At 48.2% G+C, this 21,652-nt stretch carries 12 protein-coding genes and 6 pseudogenes; 9 read left to right on the top strand and 9 right to left on the bottom strand.

Annotated elements, in window-relative coordinates; all coding sequences use genetic code 11:
* Nucleotides 1-676: 676 nt before the first annotated feature.
* Nucleotides 677-970, top strand: coding sequence for an increased serum survival lipoprotein Iss (gene iss, locus ACJHX7_RS24525; protein WP_000738422.1), 294 nt, complete (start codon nt 677-679; stop codon nt 968-970).
* A gap of 83 nt (nt 971-1,053) precedes the next feature.
* Here the strand turns inward: iss and ACJHX7_RS24530 are convergent.
* Nucleotides 1,054-1,202: pseudogene (locus ACJHX7_RS24530) on the bottom strand (Rz1 family lipoprotein); the annotation flags it as partial.
* Nucleotides 1,162-1,266: pseudogene (locus ACJHX7_RS24535) on the bottom strand (lysis system i-spanin subunit Rz); the annotation flags it as partial. The pseudogenes ACJHX7_RS24530 and ACJHX7_RS24535, both read right to left, overlap by 41 nt.
* 520 nt (nt 1,267-1,786) lie before the next feature.
* Here ACJHX7_RS24535 and ACJHX7_RS24540 point away from each other — a divergent pair.
* The 5 genes and pseudogenes from ACJHX7_RS24540 to iroE form a co-directional block, all read left to right on the top strand.
* Nucleotides 1,787-2,805: pseudogene (locus tag ACJHX7_RS24540) on the top strand (integrase core domain-containing protein); the annotation flags it as partial.
* A 1,310-nt stretch (nt 2,806-4,115) separates the two neighbouring features.
* Entirely contained in the window at nt 4,116-5,231 is a 1,116-nt protein-coding gene (gene iroB / locus ACJHX7_RS24545; RefSeq protein ID WP_001318220.1) for a salmochelin biosynthesis C-glycosyltransferase IroB, read from the top strand.
* 139 nt (nt 5,232-5,370) lie between these two features.
* Nucleotides 5,371-9,030 (top strand): salmochelin/enterobactin export ABC transporter IroC, encoded by a 3,660-nt coding sequence (gene iroC / locus ACJHX7_RS24550; protein WP_001389363.1) that lies wholly within the window; start codon nt 5,371-5,373, stop codon nt 9,028-9,030.
* A gap of 103 nt (nt 9,031-9,133) precedes the next feature.
* Complete coding sequence (gene iroD, locus ACJHX7_RS24555) at nt 9,134-10,363, top strand: catecholate siderophore esterase IroD (RefSeq protein ID WP_000933678.1); 1,230 nt, start codon at nt 9,134-9,136, stop codon at nt 10,361-10,363.
* 84 nt (nt 10,364-10,447) lie between these two features.
* Entirely contained in the window at nt 10,448-11,404 is a 957-nt protein-coding gene (gene iroE, locus ACJHX7_RS24560) for a catecholate siderophore esterase IroE (RefSeq protein WP_000271274.1), read from the top strand.
* Between the two features lie 44 nt (nt 11,405-11,448).
* Here the strand turns inward: iroE and iroN are convergent, their stop codons facing one another.
* Together iroN and ACJHX7_RS24570 are read right to left on the bottom strand one after the other, a co-directional pair.
* Entirely contained in the window at nt 11,449-13,626 is a 2,178-nt protein-coding gene (iroN, locus tag ACJHX7_RS24565; RefSeq protein WP_021543189.1) for a siderophore salmochelin receptor IroN, read from the bottom strand.
* Between the two features lie 865 nt (nt 13,627-14,491).
* Nucleotides 14,492-15,526, bottom strand: coding sequence for a 3-deoxy-7-phosphoheptulonate synthase (locus ACJHX7_RS24570; protein WP_001190234.1), 1,035 nt, complete (start codon nt 15,524-15,526; stop codon nt 14,492-14,494).
* A gap of 180 nt (nt 15,527-15,706) precedes the next feature.
* On the opposite strand from ACJHX7_RS24570, the pseudogene ACJHX7_RS24575 reads away from it, so the two are divergent.
* Nucleotides 15,707-16,008 (top strand): annotated as a pseudogene (locus ACJHX7_RS24575) (hypothetical protein); the annotation flags it as partial.
* Nucleotides 16,009-16,085: 77 nt separating this feature from the next.
* Here the strand turns inward: ACJHX7_RS24575 and ACJHX7_RS24580 are convergent.
* The 3 genes and pseudogenes from ACJHX7_RS24580 to yacA all read right to left on the bottom strand — a co-directional run bounded on the left by ACJHX7_RS24580 (nt 16,086) and on the right by yacA (nt 16,940).
* Nucleotides 16,086-16,394 (bottom strand): DUF6404 family protein, encoded by a 309-nt coding sequence (locus ACJHX7_RS24580; RefSeq protein ID WP_000377483.1) that lies wholly within the window; start codon nt 16,392-16,394, stop codon nt 16,086-16,088.
* Between the two features lie 152 nt (nt 16,395-16,546).
* A pseudogene (gene yacB, locus ACJHX7_RS24585) lies at nt 16,547-16,672 on the bottom strand (type II toxin-antitoxin system toxin YacB); the annotation flags it as partial.
* Nucleotides 16,672-16,940: pseudogene (yacA, locus tag ACJHX7_RS24590) on the bottom strand (type II toxin-antitoxin system antitoxin YacA). The pseudogenes yacA and yacB, both read right to left, overlap by 1 nt.
* A 610-nt stretch (nt 16,941-17,550) precedes the next feature.
* Here yacA and ACJHX7_RS24595 point away from each other — a divergent pair.
* Together ACJHX7_RS24595 and cvaB are read left to right on the top strand one after the other, a co-directional pair.
* The gene (locus ACJHX7_RS24595; protein ID WP_000489609.1) at nt 17,551-18,825 is read left to right on the top strand and encodes an HlyD family secretion protein; all 1,275 of its coding nucleotides are present in this window, start codon (nt 17,551-17,553) and stop codon (nt 18,823-18,825) included.
* On the top strand, nt 18,818-20,914 hold the full coding sequence (gene cvaB / locus ACJHX7_RS24600) for a colicin V export peptidase/ABC transporter CvaB (RefSeq protein WP_000184924.1): 2,097 nt from the start codon (nt 18,818-18,820) through the stop codon (nt 20,912-20,914). The genes ACJHX7_RS24595 and cvaB overlap by 8 nt, the downstream gene beginning before the upstream one ends.
* A 169-nt stretch (nt 20,915-21,083) precedes the next feature.
* Here the strand turns inward: cvaB and cvaC are convergent, their stop codons facing one another.
* Both cvaC and cvi read right to left on the bottom strand, forming a co-directional pair.
* The gene (gene cvaC / locus ACJHX7_RS24605; protein WP_001259758.1) at nt 21,084-21,395 is read right to left on the bottom strand and encodes a colicin V; all 312 of its coding nucleotides are present in this window, start codon (nt 21,393-21,395) and stop codon (nt 21,084-21,086) included.
* The gene (gene cvi / locus ACJHX7_RS24610) at nt 21,373-21,609 is read right to left on the bottom strand and encodes a colicin V immunity protein (RefSeq protein ID WP_001323890.1); all 237 of its coding nucleotides are present in this window, start codon (nt 21,607-21,609) and stop codon (nt 21,373-21,375) included. The genes cvaC and cvi overlap by 23 nt, the downstream gene beginning before the upstream one ends.
* Nucleotides 21,610-21,652 lie beyond the last annotated feature (43 nt).

Raw genomic sequence — 21,652 nt, forward strand, 5'->3', positions numbered from 1 at the left:
TTTCCTGTGTGGTACGCCGTCTGCGTTTCTCCGGCCCTAAGACATCAATCATCTGTTCTCCAATGACTAGTCTAAAAACTAGTATTAAGACTATCACTTATTTAAGTGATACTGGTTGTCTGGAGATTCAGGGGGCCAGTCTAGTGCACGAATCCTAGAGGCAGAATGTTTCTCCACATGCTTGTGGAGAAACCGCCGCATTTTGCCCGTTCTGTACGATACTCCGTAGCCAGAGATAAGATATTCTGTTGCTGTATGCTACATACATTACACTATACGAAATCAGGTCTGTTCAATCAGTAAGGAAATAAACGGACAAACGTTATGTAACCCAGACAGAGATATATTGTCTGGGAAAATAGTGGCTTTTGTGGCGAAAACTAGTAAAACAGCAACCCGAACCACTTGATGTGCATCGTTTTTGATTATTCCCGTATACTCTTGCAGAAGGAGTTCTCCGTCGGGCTACTGTCATGGTTAATGCGGGGAATATGGCGACAATACAACACACCTAAAAGAGTAATGGACAGATGAAGCGGTTTATTCATTTCCCATGATTCTGAGTACCTACCAAGTCTGAGTAACCACTTTTATACTTTTAATTTTCGTTCATTTAGCTATCGTTTAATTATTATCACATAGGATTCTGCCGTTTTTAACAATGCAGGATAATAAGATGAAAAAAATGTTATTTTCTGCCGCTCTGGCAATGCTTATTACAGGATGTGCTCAACAAACGTTTACTGTTGGAAACAAACCGACAGCAGTAACACCAAAGGAAACCATCACTCATCATTTCTTCGTTTCGGGAATTGGACAAGAGAAAACTGTTGATGCAGCCAAAATTTGTGGCGGTGCAGAAAATGTTGTTAAAACAGAAACTCAGCAAACATTCGTAAATGGATTGCTCGGTTTTATCACTTTTGGCATCTATACTCCGCTGGAAGCCCGGGTATATTGCTCACAATAGTTGCCCATCGATATGGGGAGCTCATCTGCACTGTTCATTAATATACTTCTGGGCTCCCTACAGTTGTTTTTGCATAGTGATAAGCCTCTCTCTGAGGGAGGAAATAATCCTGTTCAGCGATGTCTGCCAGTCGGGGGGGCTGCATTATCCACGCCCGAGGCGGTGGTGGCTTCACGCGGGGATGGGCAGATTGATCTGATATGCAACCGACGACGACCAGCGGCAACATCATCACGCAGAGCTTCATTTTCAGATTTGGGCCACCTTTTGATTTCTCGTTTAACTTTTGCAGTCACCAGACTGTGATTTATTTTAACAAATCAATAGCTTTCATAAAATTCTCGAAGCTGAAAGCTTAACTGAACCAACCAGCCTGGCTGGTGTTTTCTAAAGACAAAAAGGCCATCAGCAAAACACTGATAGTCTGAATCACCTTTATCAATCATGTATGAAGAAAATATGCGCAATTAGTTGACAGTGATTATCATTTTCATTAAAAAGAGCGCGTAGCATTCTTATTTCATGAGGAAATTTACCCGCCAACAACCTGAGTAGCGAAAGCTGTTCATCCCCAATATTTTTGCTGGCGGGTTCTTTTTTCTACTGTCCTCCTCCCCAGAGGAAGCATTCCCATTAATCATTACTGGCGAGGAGGCAAGAGAAAAAGTCGGTTCTTTGTCCCTAAATAACAGCATCATTTCAGTCCATGCAAAATCTGATTTACCAGCTCACATAATAACCTGATGATACACAGTGTAAGTTCACAGAGATATTGCAATTGCCTCCGGATAAGTAAGGGGAGATTGCACTATGCAAATGCAGCACCTGAGGTTGGCTATCCTAAGCAGCCGATTATGCGTTGAGGCTTTCAGTGATGGCTGATATAGCAACAATGAGAATGAAGGCTCTGCACTTCTGGGATAAACACGGTATTTCTGCAGCTTCTGAAGCCTTTGGCGTATCCTGCCGCACGCTTTACTGGTGGCGTCAGTTACTGAACAAGGGAGGACCTGAGGGGCTAATCCCGCACAGTAAGGCACCTCTGGTGCGACGAAAAAAGCACTGGCATCCCGATGTGCTGAAAGAGATTCGACGCCTCAGGACAGAGCTGCCGAACCTCGGTAAAGAGCAGATTTTTGTTCGCCTGAAGCCCTGGTGCGCATAACGCCATCAGACCTGCCCGAGTGTTTCCACCATCGGCAGAATGATCGCCACCGCACACGATAAAATGCGGATGATACCAGTACGTCTGAGCTCGCGGGGTAAGGCTCTGCTTGTCAAAAAGCGAACCACCAAACCCCCGCAGGCCAAAGCACTACCGTCCGGTAAAGACAGGAGAGCTCATTGGGATGGACGCCATTGAGCTCAGAATGGGTGAAATGCGTCGCTATATCATTACCATGATCGACGAACACAGCGATTACGTACTGGCGCTGGCTGTGCCGTCGCTCAACAGTGATATCGTCAATCACTTTTTCAGCCGTGCAGCCCGGCTGTTCCCTGTCGGTATCAGCCAGATCATCACAGATAACGGGAAAGAGTTCCTGGGAAGCTTTGACAAAACGCTGCAGGAAGCCGCCATCAAACACCTCTGGACCTATCCCTACACGCCAAAAATGAACGCTATCTGTGAACGTTTTAACCGGGCATTAAGAGAGCAATTCATTGAATTTAATGAAATTTTACTCTTTGAGGATCTGGCGTTGTTTAACCTGAAACTGGCGGAATATCTGGCGCTGTATAACAGCAAAAGACTCCACAAGGCGCTCGCACTAACGACGCCCGTGGAATATATTTTAAAAGAGAACAAAAATTGCAATATGTGGTGGACCCATACACAGCAAACGCACAGGCCGCCCCGGTTGGGTAGATATGTGGGATGGCTGGTTCAGACTTCAGGATATGGTTGAGGCTGGTGATGAAGTCTCTTTATCAGGAGATCTGATCAAGAGACAGCCGCGCAGGGGGATTCACTATGCTGGATTCTTTTAACAAATTCTCCGCTAACCAAAAAATAGACTTTTTGCATTCGTAAATGCGTTAAGAGATAATTTTTAAAGTTCCATCAATCTCCCGGCCAGTTCGTCTCGCGGCATTACTCACTATCCGCACAACTTCAGTAAGATCATGACTTTTTCAATCGTTATCTGTTGACCAAGCTTTGAAACCACTAGCGTCCCGTCAACCTGACCTGGAATCGTCGAGAACCGCCCATAGTTGTGAATTGGCTAGAGTGTGATGGAAAGCAACGCTAAACGACCTAGTCACACATTCTCTTTTCCCTAACAATGACCATTTAGTGAAATAACGTATCCAAAATGATGACGTGAAAGCCTGACACTGGCAGCGAAAAGCCGAAAAAACTCACCTGGTCAGGAGCAAAAATCGGATTATTCGCCAACAGCGTAATATCAGCAGTAGTTCTCGACACGCTTGCGCTATAGACAGAGGATGAAACGCTGCTGGTCGGAGTTCTCTATACATTTTTGGCGACGGCAGAACCGCTCACCAATGCCTTAACGTCTATCAGCCTTCCGGTGAGTTGGAACAGCATGCTCAGCGTTTGCAAGATATTCTCCACGGTCTGTAGCAGCGTAGGTTTCAATTTAAATATCCCCAGATAGCCCTCTGGGAGCTTCCCTTTTTATTAAGTTTTAATTACCGTTGCAATAGTTAAATGATATTGGTAATTATTATCATTAGCATTTGTGTCTGTGTTGTTTCTGGTAAGGCTGAAAGGGAACAAACATCGCCTGTACAACGGCGTTTTTACTTACAGACCAGCGAAGGCGAGACTATCAGGATGATGCATCGTGTGTCTAAGAAATCACGGTTCTTTCCAGATTCGTTGTTCGGTCTAACACTGCACAAATGCGTCAGAACATCCCGGCGTAGCTGTCCGACGCCATTTGGGCTGTTCAACAGGACAATGGCGCGTAAGCGTTAATGGAAGTGGGGATACGGAGTTCCCTGTTCACCTGTGTATGTCACGGAAAAGTCTCTGACTGAGCTGTCCATAACGCTGGTGAAGCACAAATGGCGCAGCATCTGGTAAAGCAGGTTTAACGAAAAGTCGTGTCCTGCTGCTGGCATATGAGTGCGTCGACTGCCTGATTTAGATCGTCAAGCGGAGAGGGATTTTCTCATGCGTATTTTGTTTGTAGGCCCGCCTCTCTATGGGCTGTTGTATCCTGTGCTGTCTCTGGCGCAGGCATTTCGCGTTAACGGTCATGAAGTGCTGATCGCCAGTGGAGGACAATTCGCACAAAAAGCGGCAGAGGCCGGGTTGGTGGTGTTTGACGCCGCACCCGGTCTGGATTCCGAAGCTGGTTACCGCCACCATGAGGCACAGCGGAAAAAAAGTAATATCGGAACCCAAATGGGCAACTTCTCATTCTTCAGCGAAGAAATGGCCGACCATCTGGTGGAGTTTGCCGGACACTGGCGGCCTGACCTCATCATCTACCCTCCGCTCGGAGTCATCGGGCCGCTGATTGCCGCCAAATATGATATACCGGTCGTGATGCAAACCGTAGGCTTCGGCCATACCCCCTGGCATATCAAGGGTGTAACGCGTTCGCTCACGGACGCCTATCGTCGCCACAATGTGGGGGCCACACCACGTGATATGGCCTGGATCGACGTAACACCGCCGAGTATGAGCATTCTGGAAAACGACGGTGAACCCATTATTCCGATGCAGTACGTCCCGTATAACGGTGGCGCGGTGTGGGAACCATGGTGGGAGAGAAGGCCCGAGCGTAAACGTCTGCTGGTGAGTCTCGGCACTGTCAAACCGATGGTTGACGGCCTTGATCTAATCGCCTGGGTTATGGATTCTGCCAGTGAGGTCGATGCCGAGATCATCCTGCATATTTCAGCCAATGCGCGGTCCGATTTGCGCTCGCTGCCGTCAAATGTTCGCCTGGTTGACTGGATACCCATGGGTGTCTTCCTCAACGGCGCAGATGGTTTCATTCATCATGGCGGAGCAGGCAATACCCTGACAGCGCTACACGCTGGTATTCCACAAATCGTCTTCGGCCAGGGAGCCGATCGCCCGGTAAATGCCCGCGTTGTTGCCGAACGCGGCTGCGGGATTATCCCTGGCGACGTCGGCCTGTCGAGTAACATGATCAATGCTTTCCTCAACAATCGCTCACTTCGCAAAGCCTCTGAAGAGGTAGCAGCGGAAATGGCGGCGCAACCCTGCCCTGGTGAAGTGGCGAAAAGCCTGATCACAATGGTACAGAAAGGGTAACCACTACACCTTCATGATAATCATATGCCAGCACCCATCCAGGAGTCATGCATCCATAACAATGCGGGACCGGAGCGTGCTGGCTTTTTTGCGGAACGATCCGGCCAGTGGATCGTATTTTACAGACGGAGGAGGCTTAATGCCTGCGAATCACACTCCCACACCGGCTCAGTCATGGATAGTTCGCCTGGCGCGCGTGTGCTGGGAACGTAAGAAACTTAGTGTCATCGTGGTGGTAGCGTCAGTATCGACTATTTTGCTGGCTGCGCTGACGCCACTGCTGACAAGACAGGCTGTGAATGACGCACTGGCGGGCAATCCGGCCCGCCTGCCGTGGCTGGCCTGCGGGTTACTGTTGATCGCTTTTTTTGATTTCATCGGTAACTATGTGCGCCGTGGTTATGCCGGGATGCTCTCACTCTGGGTGCAGCATACCCTCAGAGGACGGGTATTCGACAGTATTCAGAAACTTGACGGCGCAGGCCAGGATGCGCTGCGCACCGGGCAGGTGATTTCACGGACCAACAGCGATCTGCAGCAGGTGCATACCCTGCTGCAGATGTGCCCGGTGCCGCTGGCAGTGTTCACTTATTACATTGCCGGCATTGCCGTGATGCTGTGGATGTCCCCTGCCATGACGCTTATCGTCGTGTGCGTACTGGTATGCCTGGCGATCACCGCGCTTCGTGCGCGTCGTAGGGTCTTCGCGCAAACCGGGCTGGCCTCGGACCAACTGGCGAATCTCACCGAACATATACGCGAGGTGCTGGCACAGATCTCAGTGGTAAAATCCTGTGTGGCAGAGATGCGTGAAACGCACTGGCTCGATAGGCAGTCGCGGCAGATTGTGCGTGTACGCATCGGTGCGGTTATCTCGCAGGCGATGCCTGGGGCCACCATGCTGGCGCTACCGGTGCTCGGGCAAATCGTCCTGCTGTGCTACGGCGGGTGGTCGGTCATGCACGGGCGGATCGATCTCGGTACCTTCGTTGCATTCGCCAGCTTCCTCGCGATGCTGACCGGGCCAACCCGCGTACTGGCATCGTTTCTGGTTATCGCACAGCGCACTCAGGCGTCCGTGGAGCGGGTGTTTGCACTGATCGACACCCGTTCACAGATGGAGGACGGGACGGAGTCGATTAACAGTCAGGTTGTCGGACTGGAACTGGAGAATATGAGCTTTGACTACCACCATGGCGACAGACATATCCTCAGCGATATCTCCTTTTCCCTGCGCGCCGGTGAAACCGTGGCGGTGGTGGGCGCATCGGGTTCAGGAAAATCGACCCTGTTGATGCTGCTGGCGCGTTTTTATGATCCCTGCTCCGGAAAGATATGGCTCAACACCAGCGAAGGCCGACAAAATCTTCGCGATATCAGACTGGAGGCGCTTCGTCGCCGGGTAGGCATCGTATTTGAAGATGCTTTTCTGTTTGCCGGTACGGTGGCGGAAAATATCGCCTATGGCCACCCTCAGGCAACGGCGGACGACATTCGCCGTGCGGCAGCTGCTGCAGGAGCCAGCGATTTTATCAACGCCCTGCCGAAAGGCTTCGATAGCCTGTTAACCGAACGGGGTACGAATCTTTCCGGCGGGCAGAGGCAGCGAATAGCGCTGGCGCGGGCGCTCATTACTGCACCGGACGTGTTAATCCTGGATGATACCACCTCAGCGGTTGATGCTGTTACGGAAGCGGAGATTAATACCGCGCTGGGTCGCTATGCTGACGAAGGGCATATGCTGCTGGTGATTGCCCGACGGCGTTCAACACTTCAGCTAGCCAGCCGGGTTGTGGTGCTGGATAAGGGCCGTATGGTGGATACCGGAACCCCGGCAGAACTTGAAGCGCGCTGTCCGGCGTTCCGCGCACTGATGACCGGCGACAGCGATTTTCTGGCCACGTCCCACAATAGCCACAACGAATTGTGGCCGGCTGAACCAGCGACACAAGACGATGTAACGGATACGGGGGATAAAGGTTTTGTCGCCCGTATGACCCGCGTACCGGAAAATGCAGTACAGCAGGCGCTGGCCGGTAAAGGCCGCAAAGTCACGTCACTACTGAAGCCTGTGGCGTGGATGTTCGTCATCGCCGCTCTGCTGATCGCACTCGATTCTGCGGCAGGCGTAGGGGTGCTGATACTGTTGCAGCACGGCATTGACTCCGGTGTCGCCGCAGGCGATATGTCGACCATCGGCCTCTGTGCCCTGCTCGCCCTGAGCCTGGTCATTGTGGGCTGGTGCAGTTATTCTCTGCAGACGGTCTTCGCCGCCAGAGCGGCGGAATCAGTTCAGCATTCGGTGCGCTTGCGCAGCTTCGGCCATATGCTGCGTCTTGGACTCCCCTGGCATGAAAAGCATGCCGATTCGCGTCTTACCCGCATGACCGTTGATGTGGACTCTCTCGCCCGCTTTCTGCAAAACGGCCTTGCCGGTGCGGCCACCAGTCTGGTGACGATGTTCGCAATCGCCGCCACCATGTTCTGGCTCGACCCGTTCCTGGCGCTGACGGCATTAAGCGCAGTGCCAGTGGCCGCACTGGCAACCATGATTTATCGCCGCCTCAGTACCCCTGCTTATGCACAGGCACGGCTGGAAATAGGCAAAGTCAACAGCACCCTGCAGGAAAAAGTCTCTGGCATGCGTGTCGTGCAATCGCATGGTCAGCAGGAACTGGAGGGCGCCCGGCTGCGCGCGTTATCGGAGCGTTTCCGCGCAACCCGTGTGCGAGCACAAAAATACCTTGCAGTCTATTTTCCGTTCCTGACATTCTGCACCGAGGCCTCCTATGCCGCTGTTCTGTTAGTGGGAGCTTCGCAGGTCGCCGCTGGAGAAATGACTGCCGGGGTACTGGCGGCTTTCTTCCTGTTGCTGGGGCAATTCTATGGGCCAGTGCAGCAGTTATCAGGGATTGTCGACGCCTGGCAGCAGGCGACAGCCAGCGGCAAACATATTGATGAACTACTGGCGACAGAAGGCACTGAGAACCTCGGCTCCTCTTCGGTCCTCCCTGTCACCGGTGCACTGCATCTTGATGAGGTCACGTTCAGTTATCCCGACAGTCACGAGCCAGCTCTGAACAAACTTACCCTGACGATCCCAGAGGGAATGGTTGTTGCGGTCGTCGGTCGCAGCGGTGCGGGTAAGTCGACGCTGATTAAGCTGATTGCCGGGTTGTATTTCCCCACGCACGGCAACATCAGAATCGGTGTGCAAATGCTCGATGATGCCTCGCTCGCTGAGTATCGTCGCCAGATTGGGCTTGTCGATCAGGATGTAGCACTGTTTAGTAGTGATATTGCAGAAAACATTCGTTATTCACGGCCATCCGCCACCAATGAAGACGTTGAAATTGCCTCACAGCGGGCAGGGCTGTATGAGATGGTGTGCAATCTGCCGCAGGGATTCCGGACACCAGTGAATAACGGCGGAGCCGATCTGTCCGCAGGTCAGCGCCAGTTGATTGCGCTGTCCCGCGCGCAACTGGCTAATGCTCACATCCTGCTGCTCGACGAAGCCACGTCATGTCTGGATCGCACATCCGAAGAACGACTGATGTCATCGTTAACAGATGTCGTGCATGCCGGGAAGCACTCGGCGCTGATTGTTGCACATCGTCTGACCACCGCGCAACGCTGCGATCTGATTGCCGTTATTGATAAGGGGTTACTTGCGGAATACGGAACCCACGAACAGCTGTTATCTGCGGGCGGCCTCTATACCCGCTTATGGCATGACAGCGTCAGCAGTACTGCGCTCCATCGCCAGCACAACATGAAGGAGGAAACCCCGGGATAGTTACTGGACACGTAATGTATTAAAAACACAGTCAGAAGCGGCGGTACCGTGAATAGCCGCTTTAATTATTTATACTGACATCCTTAATTTTTAAAGAGTATGAATGCTGAACATGCAACAACATCCCTCTGCTATCGCCAGCCTGCGCAACCAACTGGCAGCGGGCCACATTGCTAACCTTACTGACTTCTGGCGCGAAGCTGAGTCGCTGAATGTTCCTCTTGTGACGCCAGTCGAAGGAGCGGAAGATGAGCGAGAAGTTACCTTTCTGTGGCGCGCCCGACATCCTCTGCAGGGCGTTTATCTGCGTCTGAACCGGGTGACGGATAAAGAGCACGTAGAAAAAGGAATGATGAGCGCCCTTCCCGAAACGGATATCTGGACACTGACACTGCGTTTACCCGCAAGTTACTGCGGCTCCTATTCGCTGCTGGAAATCCCCCCCGGCACTACGGCTGAGACGATTGCACTGTCCGGAGGCCGTTTTTCCACCCTCGCCGGAAAAGCCGATCCGCTAAACAAAATGCCGGAGATCAACGTTCGGGGGAACGCAAAGGAATCAGTGCTGACACTTGATAAAGCTCCCGCCCTGTCGGAATGGAACGGCGGCTTCCACACCGGACAACTGCTTACCTCCATGCGCATTATCGCCGGGAAATCTCGCCAGATTCGGCTCTATATTCCGGATGTTGATATTTCTCAGCCCCTCGGGCTGGTCGTGCTGCCCGATGGTGAAACCTGGTTTGATCACCTTGGCGTATGCGCGGCAATTGACGCCGCCATAAATAACGGGCGCATCGTGCCCGTGGCTGTACTGGGCATTGACAACATTAATGAACATGAACGCACTGAGATACTCGGCGGGCGCAGCAAACTGATAAAGGATATCGCCGGACATCTGCTGCCGATGATTCGCGCTGAACAACCGCAGCGTCAGTGGGCAGACCGTTCGCGCACAGTGCTGGCCGGGCAGAGCCTCGGCGGGATCAGTGCGCTAATGGGGGCTCGTTACGCACCGGAAACGTTCGGTCTGGTGCTCAGCCACTCTCCTTCAATGTGGTGGACGCCAGAAAGAACCAGTCGACCAGGCTTGTTCAGCGAAACCGATACCTCATGGGTGAGTGAGCATCTGCTTTCTGCCCCACCGCAGGGCGTACGTATCAGCCTGTGCGTGGGATCGCTGGAAGGTTCGACAGTGCCTCACGTTCAGCAGCTTCACCAGCGGCTGATTACCGCTGGCGTCGAAAGCCATTGCGCAATTTACACCGGTGGTCACGATTACGCATGGTGGCGCGGTGCACTGATTGACGGGATTGGTTTACTACAGGGTTGAGTTGACCCACAAACACTTTCAGGAAACGGTACAGACTTCCTGAATAAATCAAATTGTCACCTGCGGAAAAGGAATAATCATCAGATGTATGCCCGCGAGTATCGCTCAACACGCCCGCATAAAGCGATTTTCTTTCATCTTTCTTGCCTCACCCTTATCTGTAGTGCGCAAGTTTATGCGAAGCCGGATATGCGGCCACTGGGGCCGAATATAGCCGATAAAGGCTCCGTGTTTTACCATTTCAGCACCACCTCTTTCGACTCTGTCGATGGCACACGCCATTATCGGGTATGGACGGCCGTGCCGAATACAACCGCACCGGCATCGGGTTACCCGATTTTATATATGCTTGACGGTAACGCAGTTATGGACCGCCTGGATGACGAACTGCTCAAACAATTGTCAGAAAAAACACCGCCAGTGATCGTGGCTGTCGGGTATCAGACCAACCTCCCTTTCGATCTCAACAGCAGGGCTTACGACTATACGCCAGCAGCAGAAAGCAGAAAAACAGATCTCCACTCAGGGCGTTTTAGCCGTAAGAGTGGTGGCAGCAACAACTTCCGCCAGTTACTGGAAACGCGTATTGCCCCAAAAGTGGAACAGGGACTGAATATCGATCGGCAACGCCGCGGCTTATGGGGGCACTCCTACGGCGGCCTCTTCGTGCTGGATTCCTGGCTGTCCTCCTCTTACTTCCGGTCGTACTACAGTGCCAGCCCGTCGTTGGGCAGAGGTTATGATGCTTTGCTAAGCCGCGTTACGGCGGTTGAGCCTCTGCAATTCTGCGCCAAACACCTGGCGATAATGGAAGGCTCGGCGACACAGGGTGATAACCGGGAAACGCATGCTGTCGGGGTGCTGTCGAAAATTCATACCACCCTCACTATACTGAAAGATAAAGGCGTCAATGTCGTATTTTGGGATTTCCCCAACTTGGGACACGGGCCGATGTTCAATGCCTCCTTTCGCCAGGCACTGTTAGATATCAGTGGTGAAAACGCAAATTACACAGCAGGTTGTCATGAGTTAAGCCACTAAACACTGCCCGCTTTTACGCGGGCAGTACGCCTGAAACACTACGATCAGAATGATGCGGTAACTCCGGCATAGTAAGCCCGGCCTGGCTCGTTATAGGTATTCGCCCCTTCAGAAGATCGGAAGATCTGTTTATTGAGGATATTACTGACGCCGACATTAAGACGCAGATTTTTATTAATATCGTAATTGAAGTTCGTCCCCACCAGTGAATAAGCGCCCAGCTCTTTACCTGACAGACCGCCAGTATCTTCACTGCGGGTTTCCGCATGAGTACGCGGTTTTTGTCTGCCATATAACGTCCAGTTGACGCTGGCAGAAAACGCCTGGGTGATGGTCCAGTTAAGCGAGTTATTGATAGTATATTTCGGGATGACCGACAGAGGATTACCGGTGTCTTTTTGCTCCGAAGTGATCATCCATGTGGCATTGGTATTCCAGTTCAGACGATCTTTCACCAGTGGGAAAGACATACTGGCTTCGATACCGTCCACCAGAGCTTTCCCGCCATTCTGCCACTTGAGGATATATGCGCCTGAAGCGGTTTGCCCGATAACGTTATCCCCGGCCACGATCTTATTCTGGTAATCATTGCGGAAGTAGGTCACACTTGCGTGGTAATCTTCCCAGGTGAACTCCAGCCCAATTTCTTTATTGACGCTGATTTCCGGATCGAGATCTTTATTACCGATCAGGTAGCACCCGCCTGATGTAATATCTTTTGGACAGCCATTGCCTTTCGAGTAGAGCAGATAGCCTTCACTGGATTGATACAGGTTTGGGGCTTTAAAGGTTCGGGCAACCCCTGCTTTGACTTTGAAATAATCGCCCAATTCCTGCGAAAGATTCAGACTGGGGCTGAAGTTCCCGCCGGAGTCGCTGAGATAATCAAAGCGCACGCCGGGAATGATATTCGTGCCAGGAACCGGCTCAATGTTATCTTCAATATACAGCGCACTGATTTGAGAATGATTTTTACTGCTGCGATCCGCAGCAGAGCCAGAAATACCGCTGATATCACTGTCATTCACCGTCAGGCTGGTAGAGGAAGGATCATCGAGCTTATCGCGGTTCCACTCTGCACCAACGGTCAGCGTTTGATCAACCATCACATTCAAAGGAATATTAAGCTCGCCGCTGGTTCGCCAGGAACTCAGGCGATTGGTCGTAAACTTTTCACCCGCTAAAATACGCCCTTCACCACCGCCGGATAATCCTTCATTCATGCGGGTATTATTGGTTTTCTCGTAATAAACACCAAAGCGACTTTGTCCCCAGTCCCAGATACCATTATGCGTAATGCCATAATTCTGTCGGTACAGGCGGTTCGTCTCTTTGCCGGATTTTGCCAGGCTTTCGGTAACTGCACTGGAAGAACTGTTTTGCGTATCGCCCGCATAGATATTCCCCTGGCGGCTATATCCGGCTTCGAAATCGAGAATCTGCTGCGGATTTAATTTCCACGAGACAACGCCGTTAATATCTTTGTTACGTACCCCTTCATGCCCGGCTGCGTTTTTCGTACCGACCGGAGAATTAATATCCCAACTGTCAGCATCCGTTTTATTCAGGTTACCATACAAACGCGTGGTAAGAGCATTACCAGCCAGAGGCCCACTAAGGCTGAAATTGGCGCGACGCGTAGCGCCCTCATCGCTACTTTCCGGCTGATTGGTGTATAACGACAGCGAACCGTGCCAGTCGTTGGTGGGACGTTTGGTAATGATGTTCACCACCCCCCCGGCTGCCCCCGAACCGTAGCGCGCCGCCGCAGGGCCGCGGATCACTTCAATACGCTCAACCTGTTCCGGTGGCACCCAGTTGGTGTCACCGCGGGTATCACGCTCTCCACGCCAGCTATAACGCACGGAGTTACGTGACGTCACCGGTACACCATCAATTAAAATTAAGGTGTTTTCCGGCCCCATACCACGAATATCGATCTGGCGGTTGTTACCGCGTGTGCCCGAGGCGCTATTGCCGGTAAGATTGACGCCAGGCATTTTACGAATAATATCTGAAAGGTCGTTTACCGGAGGGGTCTTTTTAATATCCTCGCTGGTAATAACCGACACGCCCGGCTGCTGTTTTAATACCTGCTCAGCGGTGGCTTCCACCACCAGAGTCTCGTCATTATCATCGTCGGAGGATTTGGCTACTGATACCTGGCTATTCAACCCAACCAGGAGCACAGTTAGCGACCAGAGGATTTTGTTAATTCTCATACCTATTCCCTAATAAATGCCTAACTTAAAATGTTTGATCGTTAAGCTCACATCCTTGCCAGATATTTCTTACTGCCATTATTGTTTTTATATAAGAATGATAATTAATATCATTTAGTAAAAGAAAAAGCAATCCCTCACAAGATAAATATATTGATTTTTCATAAATATCAAATTGATATATAACATATGTTTTTTATTTCATTGCACTTGTCGATCATCGGGAATTTTGTCACAATTTCTCACGGATAGTGTTCACATTGTTTCTGACCTGCATTTCAGGCGCGGGCGCTGCTTATGTATATAAGGGCCTGTGGTCGACGAATCAGCATAATCAGATCTTCCTGCGAACAATTTCTTTCAGCGTATCAGGCAGCACTATCGGATTATCTACGAGCGTTTTTGATTCACATTGTGTGTGAAACTTCATACATCATGATTCGCTTTCCCTACTCAGTTCTGATGATTGTTTTTTATTCTATTAACACGGAGTTAAGATTCTACCCTCGGTGTCCTCATTATTAATGAGGAATGCTACCTATCTAAAAACTGACCGAAACTTTGGGGCATCCCTGGAGGTTTCCAAGGAGAAAAAGGTGACAGTGATAGTGCCACATTGTGAGGAAATTCCTGAGAAACTCCTGAGAAACTCCTGGTTCACACACATAATTCAGGAGCTTGCCATAGATAGTAACCAATTGTTTTATATTTTAAGACCATTAAATACGCGGCTACGATAGCGCTTTATATAATCATAAACTGTAGAGATAAAATATCTGCTTCTCTGATAACACTAATTGAGTGTCTTAAACTAAGTAATTTCATTTTTCCCCCTTTAAAAGCAATATATGTGCAATAGTTGAAGTTAAAGCTGTGCTGCCAGAGTTGATAATAATTGTTCTGTCTGTTGCCATGATATGCATTCATCAGTAACAGACTGACCATACTCTAGCGGAAAACTATCGGATTGTTTTCCATCTTGTAAAAAGCTTTCCACCATAATGCCAGCTACATATCCTGGTATTTTTTTCCGATTATCTATAACTTGACGTGCAACGGAAATTTGCCGTTTAGCCACTTTACCGCTATTACCATGGCTACAATCAATTATCAGACGATGGTTAATGCCCTCATCATGCATTAATTTCACTGCCTTAGTTATATCAGACAAACCATAGTTAGGTTCTCTACCTCCACGTAATATTAGATGTCCATGTGGATTGCCATCGGTTAATAGTGTAGATATACTATTTGTTAAAGATGTCATATATACAATATGTTGTTCACGGGCTGCAATAATAGCGTCAATAGCTAAGTTAATATTTCCATCAGTACTGTTTTTAAATCCAACTGGACAATGTAAACCAGACGCAAGTTGACGATGCGTTTGTGATTCAGTGGTTCTGGCACCAATAGCACCCCAACATATTAAATCAGCAATATAGGGAGTAAGAAAAGGATCGAGGAATTCTGTAGCGGTTGCGACACGCATCGTTGTGATTGAAGACAAACACTGGCGAGCATATCGTATCCCTTTCTCAACATCATAACTTCCATTTAGATCAGGATCGTGCATTATTCCCTTCCAGCCTTTACGGGTTCGAGGTTTCTCAAAATAAGTGCGCATTACAATGTACATTTTCGATAAGTACTTATTCTGTAATACGAACAATCGCTTCGCATAATCAACTGCGGCCTGAACGTCATGGATTGAGCATGGACCAACAATCACAAGTAAGCGAGGATCTTTTCCCAGCAAAATATTCGCTATAATATCTCGTTGCAGAGAGATCCATGTTACGGTTTCTTCCGATACTGCGATTTCTTTATGAATCTCGCCCACAGTGGGTAAACTGCCAAGCAACTTCCCGCGGTAGATTAATTTACTAGCTGACTGCATCTTGTCTCCTAAAAGCGCTATTTCAGACCATCAGTTGCACACAGTAGATGATAATGATAATCATTTACTGTATAATTGGCAATATATGGGGATTCATAGTCATTTCTGAAATAATATACGTTAGGCCTTCTCTCCCGTACGGAAATCACTTGTTTTCCGTAAATTACCTGAATCTTAATCCCTGAGCTGCGGCTAGCTGTGGAACTCACAAAAGCTGACCGGGCCGTGGCACAGCCTCTCTGCTGGCAGAACAGCGTACTGCAGAAGTCGTCGTACTGCCGCTGGTCCCGGCATCAGGTCTGCCCGCAGATGGCACTTCTGCCACTGATCTGCCGGTGGAGCTGAACGGCATGACATATCAGGCCTGCCGTGGGGATTTTGTGGTGCGCCTCGACGGCAGCACCTGTCTGCAGTTATAGAATAAAGAAGGCGGGGAGGTACGCCGGGAGGGCGATCCGCTGGAAGTGGCGTAGTGGCTGTAGGCCTGTAATGATGCAGGAATAGAAGTTCGTGTACAGGTTAATGAAAGCATCACCCCGTAAAAACATGCCGGCACGGTTTACACATCATTCCATGGTGGCAGCCGGTTAACTTTCCTGCGCCACCAGTGGAAAGAGGCCATGAGCAGTCCGAACAAAAAACCACTCGTGATACTTATAATAATGGCCTCACCTGCTACCATTCCTGACGGCCCCCAGTACATAAACCACATTGCACATCCCCAGGAAATACCCCATAAGCCCCCCATCAGCAGCGTAACCTGCCAGAACGGCATAAAGGGCAATGGCGGAAGCCGGATACCCAGCCGCCAGAGAATACGCAGCAGAGGAGGAGCATAATTACTCCGCCACATCTTTTTGCTGTCCATCAGGGCAATTGCCCGGGCTTTTTTTGCTCAAAAGTCACAGGAGCACCTCCGTTCCATGATGTAAACGTGACACAACTTATTGTTATTGATTATTATTATCATACCGTGATTATGTTGTCATGCACCTGTACACTGATAAAAGAAAGGGAGAACAGGAGGCTGGCTGAACAACCAATCCGTTCGTCCAGTTCAATGGCGGCTATCAGGTTCTGCTCCGCAATGTACTCACGAATGCGCTTCCTGTCCTGGCTGGCCAGCATGGTCCAGAATATCTCCATCATTTACCGGCGACTTTCCTGCTCATTTCATCCCGCCATGCAGCAGCGGAAGATTCGACCATGTCATGGGGAAGCACATCGCCGCGCTCGAGTTGCTGACGTCCTGCCTCAACCTGGTCACGGAACCAGGTATTATGCTGCCGTTCCACGGTCTGGCGCATAAAATCCCGGATTAACTGAGAGCCATTACGGTCCATGCTTTTTGCAGGGCCATAAAAGCATCCTTCAGTTCAGCGTCAATTCTTAAACTCATATTAACCTGTGCCATTTATCACCCCGTCATTACCACGTATATACACAGTATATAACGATTCAGATATCGTCACTAGGATATGCCGCGCCAGCGGCATGGAAGGCGGCACTCCGCTGTTTCATATGATACCGCCGAAGCCCGATGTAAGCCGCTACAGTCGTCCGAAAGTCACCAGCCTCCTCCCCCCTGCCGTCATCCGTGCATCAGCTATGCACTGAGTATGCCTGCCCTTCCCTAGAGAATCCTGCCAGGCTTGCCACACTGATATATCTTGACTTTATGTAAACGATATGACACTTTAACATGATAATGATTACCATTCTCTTTTAATATACAGAGAAACTAGGAAATAGATGAATGAGTTATGTTACTTTAATATTCTCTGACAATAACCTAAATCAGTTAGATTATTGTCATTTAATAAATAATGACATTCTTTCATCATAAATAAAAAGACTATTGTTTATAATATTGTTCTCAGCATTATATGATTATTTATCCTGATAACTCTCCTATGTTGTATGTTTATATGATTTTCCTTGAAACATATAATGCAAATTTTCGATTTATTTTCCATCATTAATCCAGATAAACAACAAACTAATAGTATGCAAGGAGACATTATTTGTTTCGCCAGGATGCTTTAGAAAACAGAAAAATGAAGTGGCAGGGACGGGCAATATTACTTCCCGGAATACCACTGTGGTTAATCATGCTGGGAAGCATTGTGTTTATTACGGCATTTCTGATGTTCATTATTGTTGGTACCTATAGCCGCCGTGTTAATGTCAGTGGTGAGGTCACAACCTGGCCAAGAGCTGTCAATATATATTCAGGTGTACAGGGATTTGTTGTCAGGCAGTTTGTTCATGAAGGGCAGTTGATAAAAAAAGGGGATCCTGTTTATCTGATTGACATCAGTAAAAGTACACGCAATGGTATTGTCACTGATAATCATCGCCGGGATATAGAAAACCAGCTGGTTCGTGTGAACAACATTATTTCCCGTCTGGAAGAAAGTAAAAAAATAACGCTAGATACCCTGGAAAAACAACGTCTGCAATACACAGATGCGTTCCGTCGCTCATCAGACATTATACAGCGTGCAGAGGAAGGGATAAAAATAATGAAAAATAATATGGAGAATTACAGATACTATCAGTCAAAAGGACTGATTAATAAAGATCAATTAACTAACCAAGTTGCATTATATTATCAACAACAAAACAACCTTCTCAGTCTGAGCGGACAAAATGAACAAAATGCCCTGCAGATAACCACTCTGGAGAGTCAGATTCAGACTCAGGCAGCAGATTTTGATAATCGTATCTATCAGATGGAACTGCAACGACTCGAATTGCAGAAAGAACTGGTTAACACTGATGTGGAAGGCGAAATCATTATCCGGGCGTTGTCTGACGGGAAAGTTGACTCCCTGAGTGTCACTGTAGGGCAAATGGTCAATACCGGAGACAGCCTTCTGCAGGTTATTCCTGAGAACATTGAAAACTATTATCTTATTCTCTGGGTCCCGAATGATGCTGTTCCTTATATTTCGGCTGGTGACAAAGTGAATATTCGTTATGAAGCCTTCCCCTCAGAAAAATTTGGGCAGTTCTCTGCTACGGTTAAAACTATATCCAGGACTCCTGCGTCAACACAGGAAATGTTGACCTATAAGGGCGCACCTCAAAATACGCCGGGTGCCTCTGTTCCCTGGTATAAAGTCATTGCGACGCCTGAAAAGCAGATAATCAGGTATGACGAAAAATACCTCCCTCTGGAAAATGGAATGAAAGCCGAAAGTACACTATTTCTGGAAAAAAGGCGTATTTACCAGTGGATGCTTTCTCCTTTCTATGACATGAAACACAGTGCAACAGGACCGATCAATGACTAACAGGAATTTCAGACAAATTATAAATCTGCTTGATTTGCGCTGGCAACGTCGTGTTCCGGTTATTCATCAGACGGAGACCGCTGAATGTGGACTGGCCTGCCTAGCAATGATATGCGGTCATTTTGGTAAGAATATTGACCTGATATATCTTCGCCGGAAGTTTAATCTCTCTGCCCGTGGAGCAACCCTTGCAGGAATCAATGGAATAGCGGAGCAACTGGGGATGGCCACCCGGGCTCTTTCACTGGAGTTGGATGAACTTCGAGTCCTCAAAACGCCGTGTATTCTCCACTGGGATTTCAGTCACTTCGTCGTTCTGGTCAGCGTAAAGCGTAACCGTTATGTACTGCATGATCCGGCCAGGGGCATAAGATATATCAGCCGGGAGGAAATGAGCCGATATTTTACAGGCGTTGCACTTGAGGTCTGGCCCGGAAGTGAATTCCAGTCGGAAACCCTGCAGACCCGCATAAGTCTTCGTTCACTGATTAACAGTATTTACGGTATTAAAAGAACGCTGGCGAAAATTTTCTGTCTGTCAGTTGTAATTGAAGCAATCAATCTGCTAATGCCGGTGGGGACACAGCTGGTTATGGATCATGCTATTCCTGCGGGGGACAGAGGGCTACTGACGCTAATTTCTGCTGCTCTTATGTTTTTTATATTACTCAAAGCTGCAACGAGTACGCTGCGCGCATGGTCTTCACTGGTTATGAGCACGCTCATCAATGTACAGTGGCAGTCGGGGCTGTTCGATCATCTTCTCAGACTACCGCTGGCGTTTTTTGAACGCCGAAAATTAGGTGATATCCAGTCACGTTTTGACTCCCTTGACACATTGAGGGCCACATTTACCACCAGTGTGATCGGGTTCATAATGGACAGCATTATGGTTGTCGGTGTTTGTGTGATGATGCTGTTATACGGAGGATATCTCACCTGGATAGTTCTCTGCTTTACCACAATTTACATTTTTATTCGACTGGTGACATACGGCAATTACCGACAGATATCAGAAGAATGTCTTGTCAGGGAGGCCCGTGCCGCCTCCTATTTTATGGAAACATTATATGGTATTGCCACGGTAAAAATCCAGGGGATGGTCGGAATTCGGGGAGCACACTGGCTTAATATGAAAATAGATGCGATAAATTCGGGTATTAAGCTAACCAGGATGGATTTGCTCTTCGGAGGAATAAATACCTTTGTTACCGCCTGTGATCAGATTGTAATTTTATGGCTGGGAGCAGGCCTTGTGATCGATAATCAGATGACAATAGGAATGTTTGTAGCGTTTAGTTCTTTTCGTGGGCAGTTTTCGGAAAGAGTTGCCTCTCTGACCAGTTTTCTTCTTCAGCTAAGAATAATGAGTCTGCACAATGAGCGCATTGCAGATATTGCATTACATGAAAAGGAGGAAAAGAAACCTGAAATTGAAATCGTTGCTGATATGGGGCCAATATCCCTGGAAACCAATGGTTTAAGCTATCGTTATGACAGTCAGTCAGCACCGATATTCAGTGCTCTGAGTTTATCTGTAGCTCCGGGGGAAAGTGTGGCTATAACTGGTGCTTCCGGTGCGGGAAAAACCACATTAATGAAAGTACTATGTGGACTATTTGAACCTGATAGCGGGAGGGTACTGATAAATGGTATAGATATACGCCAAATTGGAATAAATAATTATCACCGGATGATAGCCTGTGTTATGCAGGATGACCGGCTATTTTCAGGCTCAATTCGTGAAAATATCTGTGGTTTTGCAGAGGAAATGGATGAAGAGTGGATGGTAGAATGTGCCAGAGCAAGTCATATTCATGATGTTATAATGAATATGCCAATGGGATATGAAACATTAATAGGTGAACTTGGGGAAGGTCTTTCTGGCGGTCAAAAACAGCGTATATTTATTGCACGAGCCTTATACCGGAAACCAGGAATATTATTTATGGATGAGGCAACCAGTGCTCTTGATTCAGAGAGTGAACATTTCGTGAATGTTGCCATAAAAAACATGAATATCACCAGGGTAATTATTGCACACAGAGAAACAACGTTGAGAACTGTTGATAGAGTTATTTCTATTTAAACCATAGAGGAATTACAAGCGTATGAGGAATATTTCTTCCTGTTATAATTCCTCGTTATGCTCAGATATCTGTTGGAGGTGGAATGGAAGATAGACAATCCACCAAGAAGAAATATCATTCTGTGTGGATTGTCCAATAACTGTTCTTTCTTATATTAAATAATACTATTTATAAACAAACATCACTAAGATTATTTGGACTCCAATTACACAATCTTCCCGCAGCATAGTTCCATGCTTCTGAAGGTATCCCTTCGGGTTTTTGCTTAATTGTTCCCCCTAAACCGGATGGAGACATTGCAGGATTAGGTTTGTGAGTGGATGCATAGTCATATATTGCACCTCCAGCCACACCCCCAGCAGCTGCTCCAATTCCTCCTGCAACAAATTGCCCGGATAGTGTTCCTATAGCCATCGCAATATCACGCCCTGAAGCACCACCAGAAACAGAATCTAATTCATTTAGAGTCAGAGTTCTCATATGATCTCCTTTTTATCTTATCGGATATTGAATAATAATTATCACCAACAAAGTAACATATTGCAGACATTAATGCAGAGAAGCAAAATGTATGCATGGATAAAAAGTCCTTTCCTCTAAAAACACAATCATATATAGCTAATGCAATATATATTGCGGTGGCATTTATTATAAATGCAAATAACAACTCTAATTTTGTTCTTTTTCTATCCATTACTTTTTATCCCATTACTTTCTATCCCATTACCACACAAACA

The organism is Escherichia sp. WS1451 (assembly GCF_046487365.1).
Lineage (GTDB): Bacteria > Pseudomonadota > Gammaproteobacteria > Enterobacterales > Enterobacteriaceae > Escherichia > Escherichia coli.

Excerpts from the sequence above, each read along its gene's own strand:
- iroD (WP_000933678.1), top strand. The coding sequence starts at position 9,134 with ATGCTGAACATGCAACAACATCCCTCTGCTATCGCCAGCCTGCGCAAC.
- iroC (WP_001389363.1), top strand. The coding sequence starts at position 5,371 with ATGCCTGCGAATCACACTCCCACACCGGCTCAGTCATGGATAGTTCGC.
- ACJHX7_RS24580 (WP_000377483.1), bottom strand. The coding sequence starts at position 16,394 with ATGGACAGCAAAAAGATGTGGCGGAGTAATTATGCTCCTCCTCTGCTG.
- iss (WP_000738422.1), top strand. The coding sequence starts at position 677 with ATGAAAAAAATGTTATTTTCTGCCGCTCTGGCAATGCTTATTACAGGA.
- iroB (WP_001318220.1), top strand. The coding sequence starts at position 4,116 with ATGCGTATTTTGTTTGTAGGCCCGCCTCTCTATGGGCTGTTGTATCCT.
- cvaB (WP_000184924.1), top strand. The coding sequence starts at position 18,818 with ATGACTAACAGGAATTTCAGACAAATTATAAATCTGCTTGATTTGCGC.
- cvaC (WP_001259758.1), bottom strand. The coding sequence starts at position 21,395 with ATGAGAACTCTGACTCTAAATGAATTAGATTCTGTTTCTGGTGGTGCT.
- cvi (WP_001323890.1), bottom strand. The coding sequence starts at position 21,609 with ATGGATAGAAAAAGAACAAAATTAGAGTTGTTATTTGCATTTATAATA.
- iroN (WP_021543189.1), bottom strand. The coding sequence starts at position 13,626 with ATGAGAATTAACAAAATCCTCTGGTCGCTAACTGTGCTCCTGGTTGGG.
- ACJHX7_RS24570 (WP_001190234.1), bottom strand. The coding sequence starts at position 15,526 with ATGCAGTCAGCTAGTAAATTAATCTACCGCGGGAAGTTGCTTGGCAGT.
- iroE (WP_000271274.1), top strand. The coding sequence starts at position 10,448 with ATGTATGCCCGCGAGTATCGCTCAACACGCCCGCATAAAGCGATTTTC.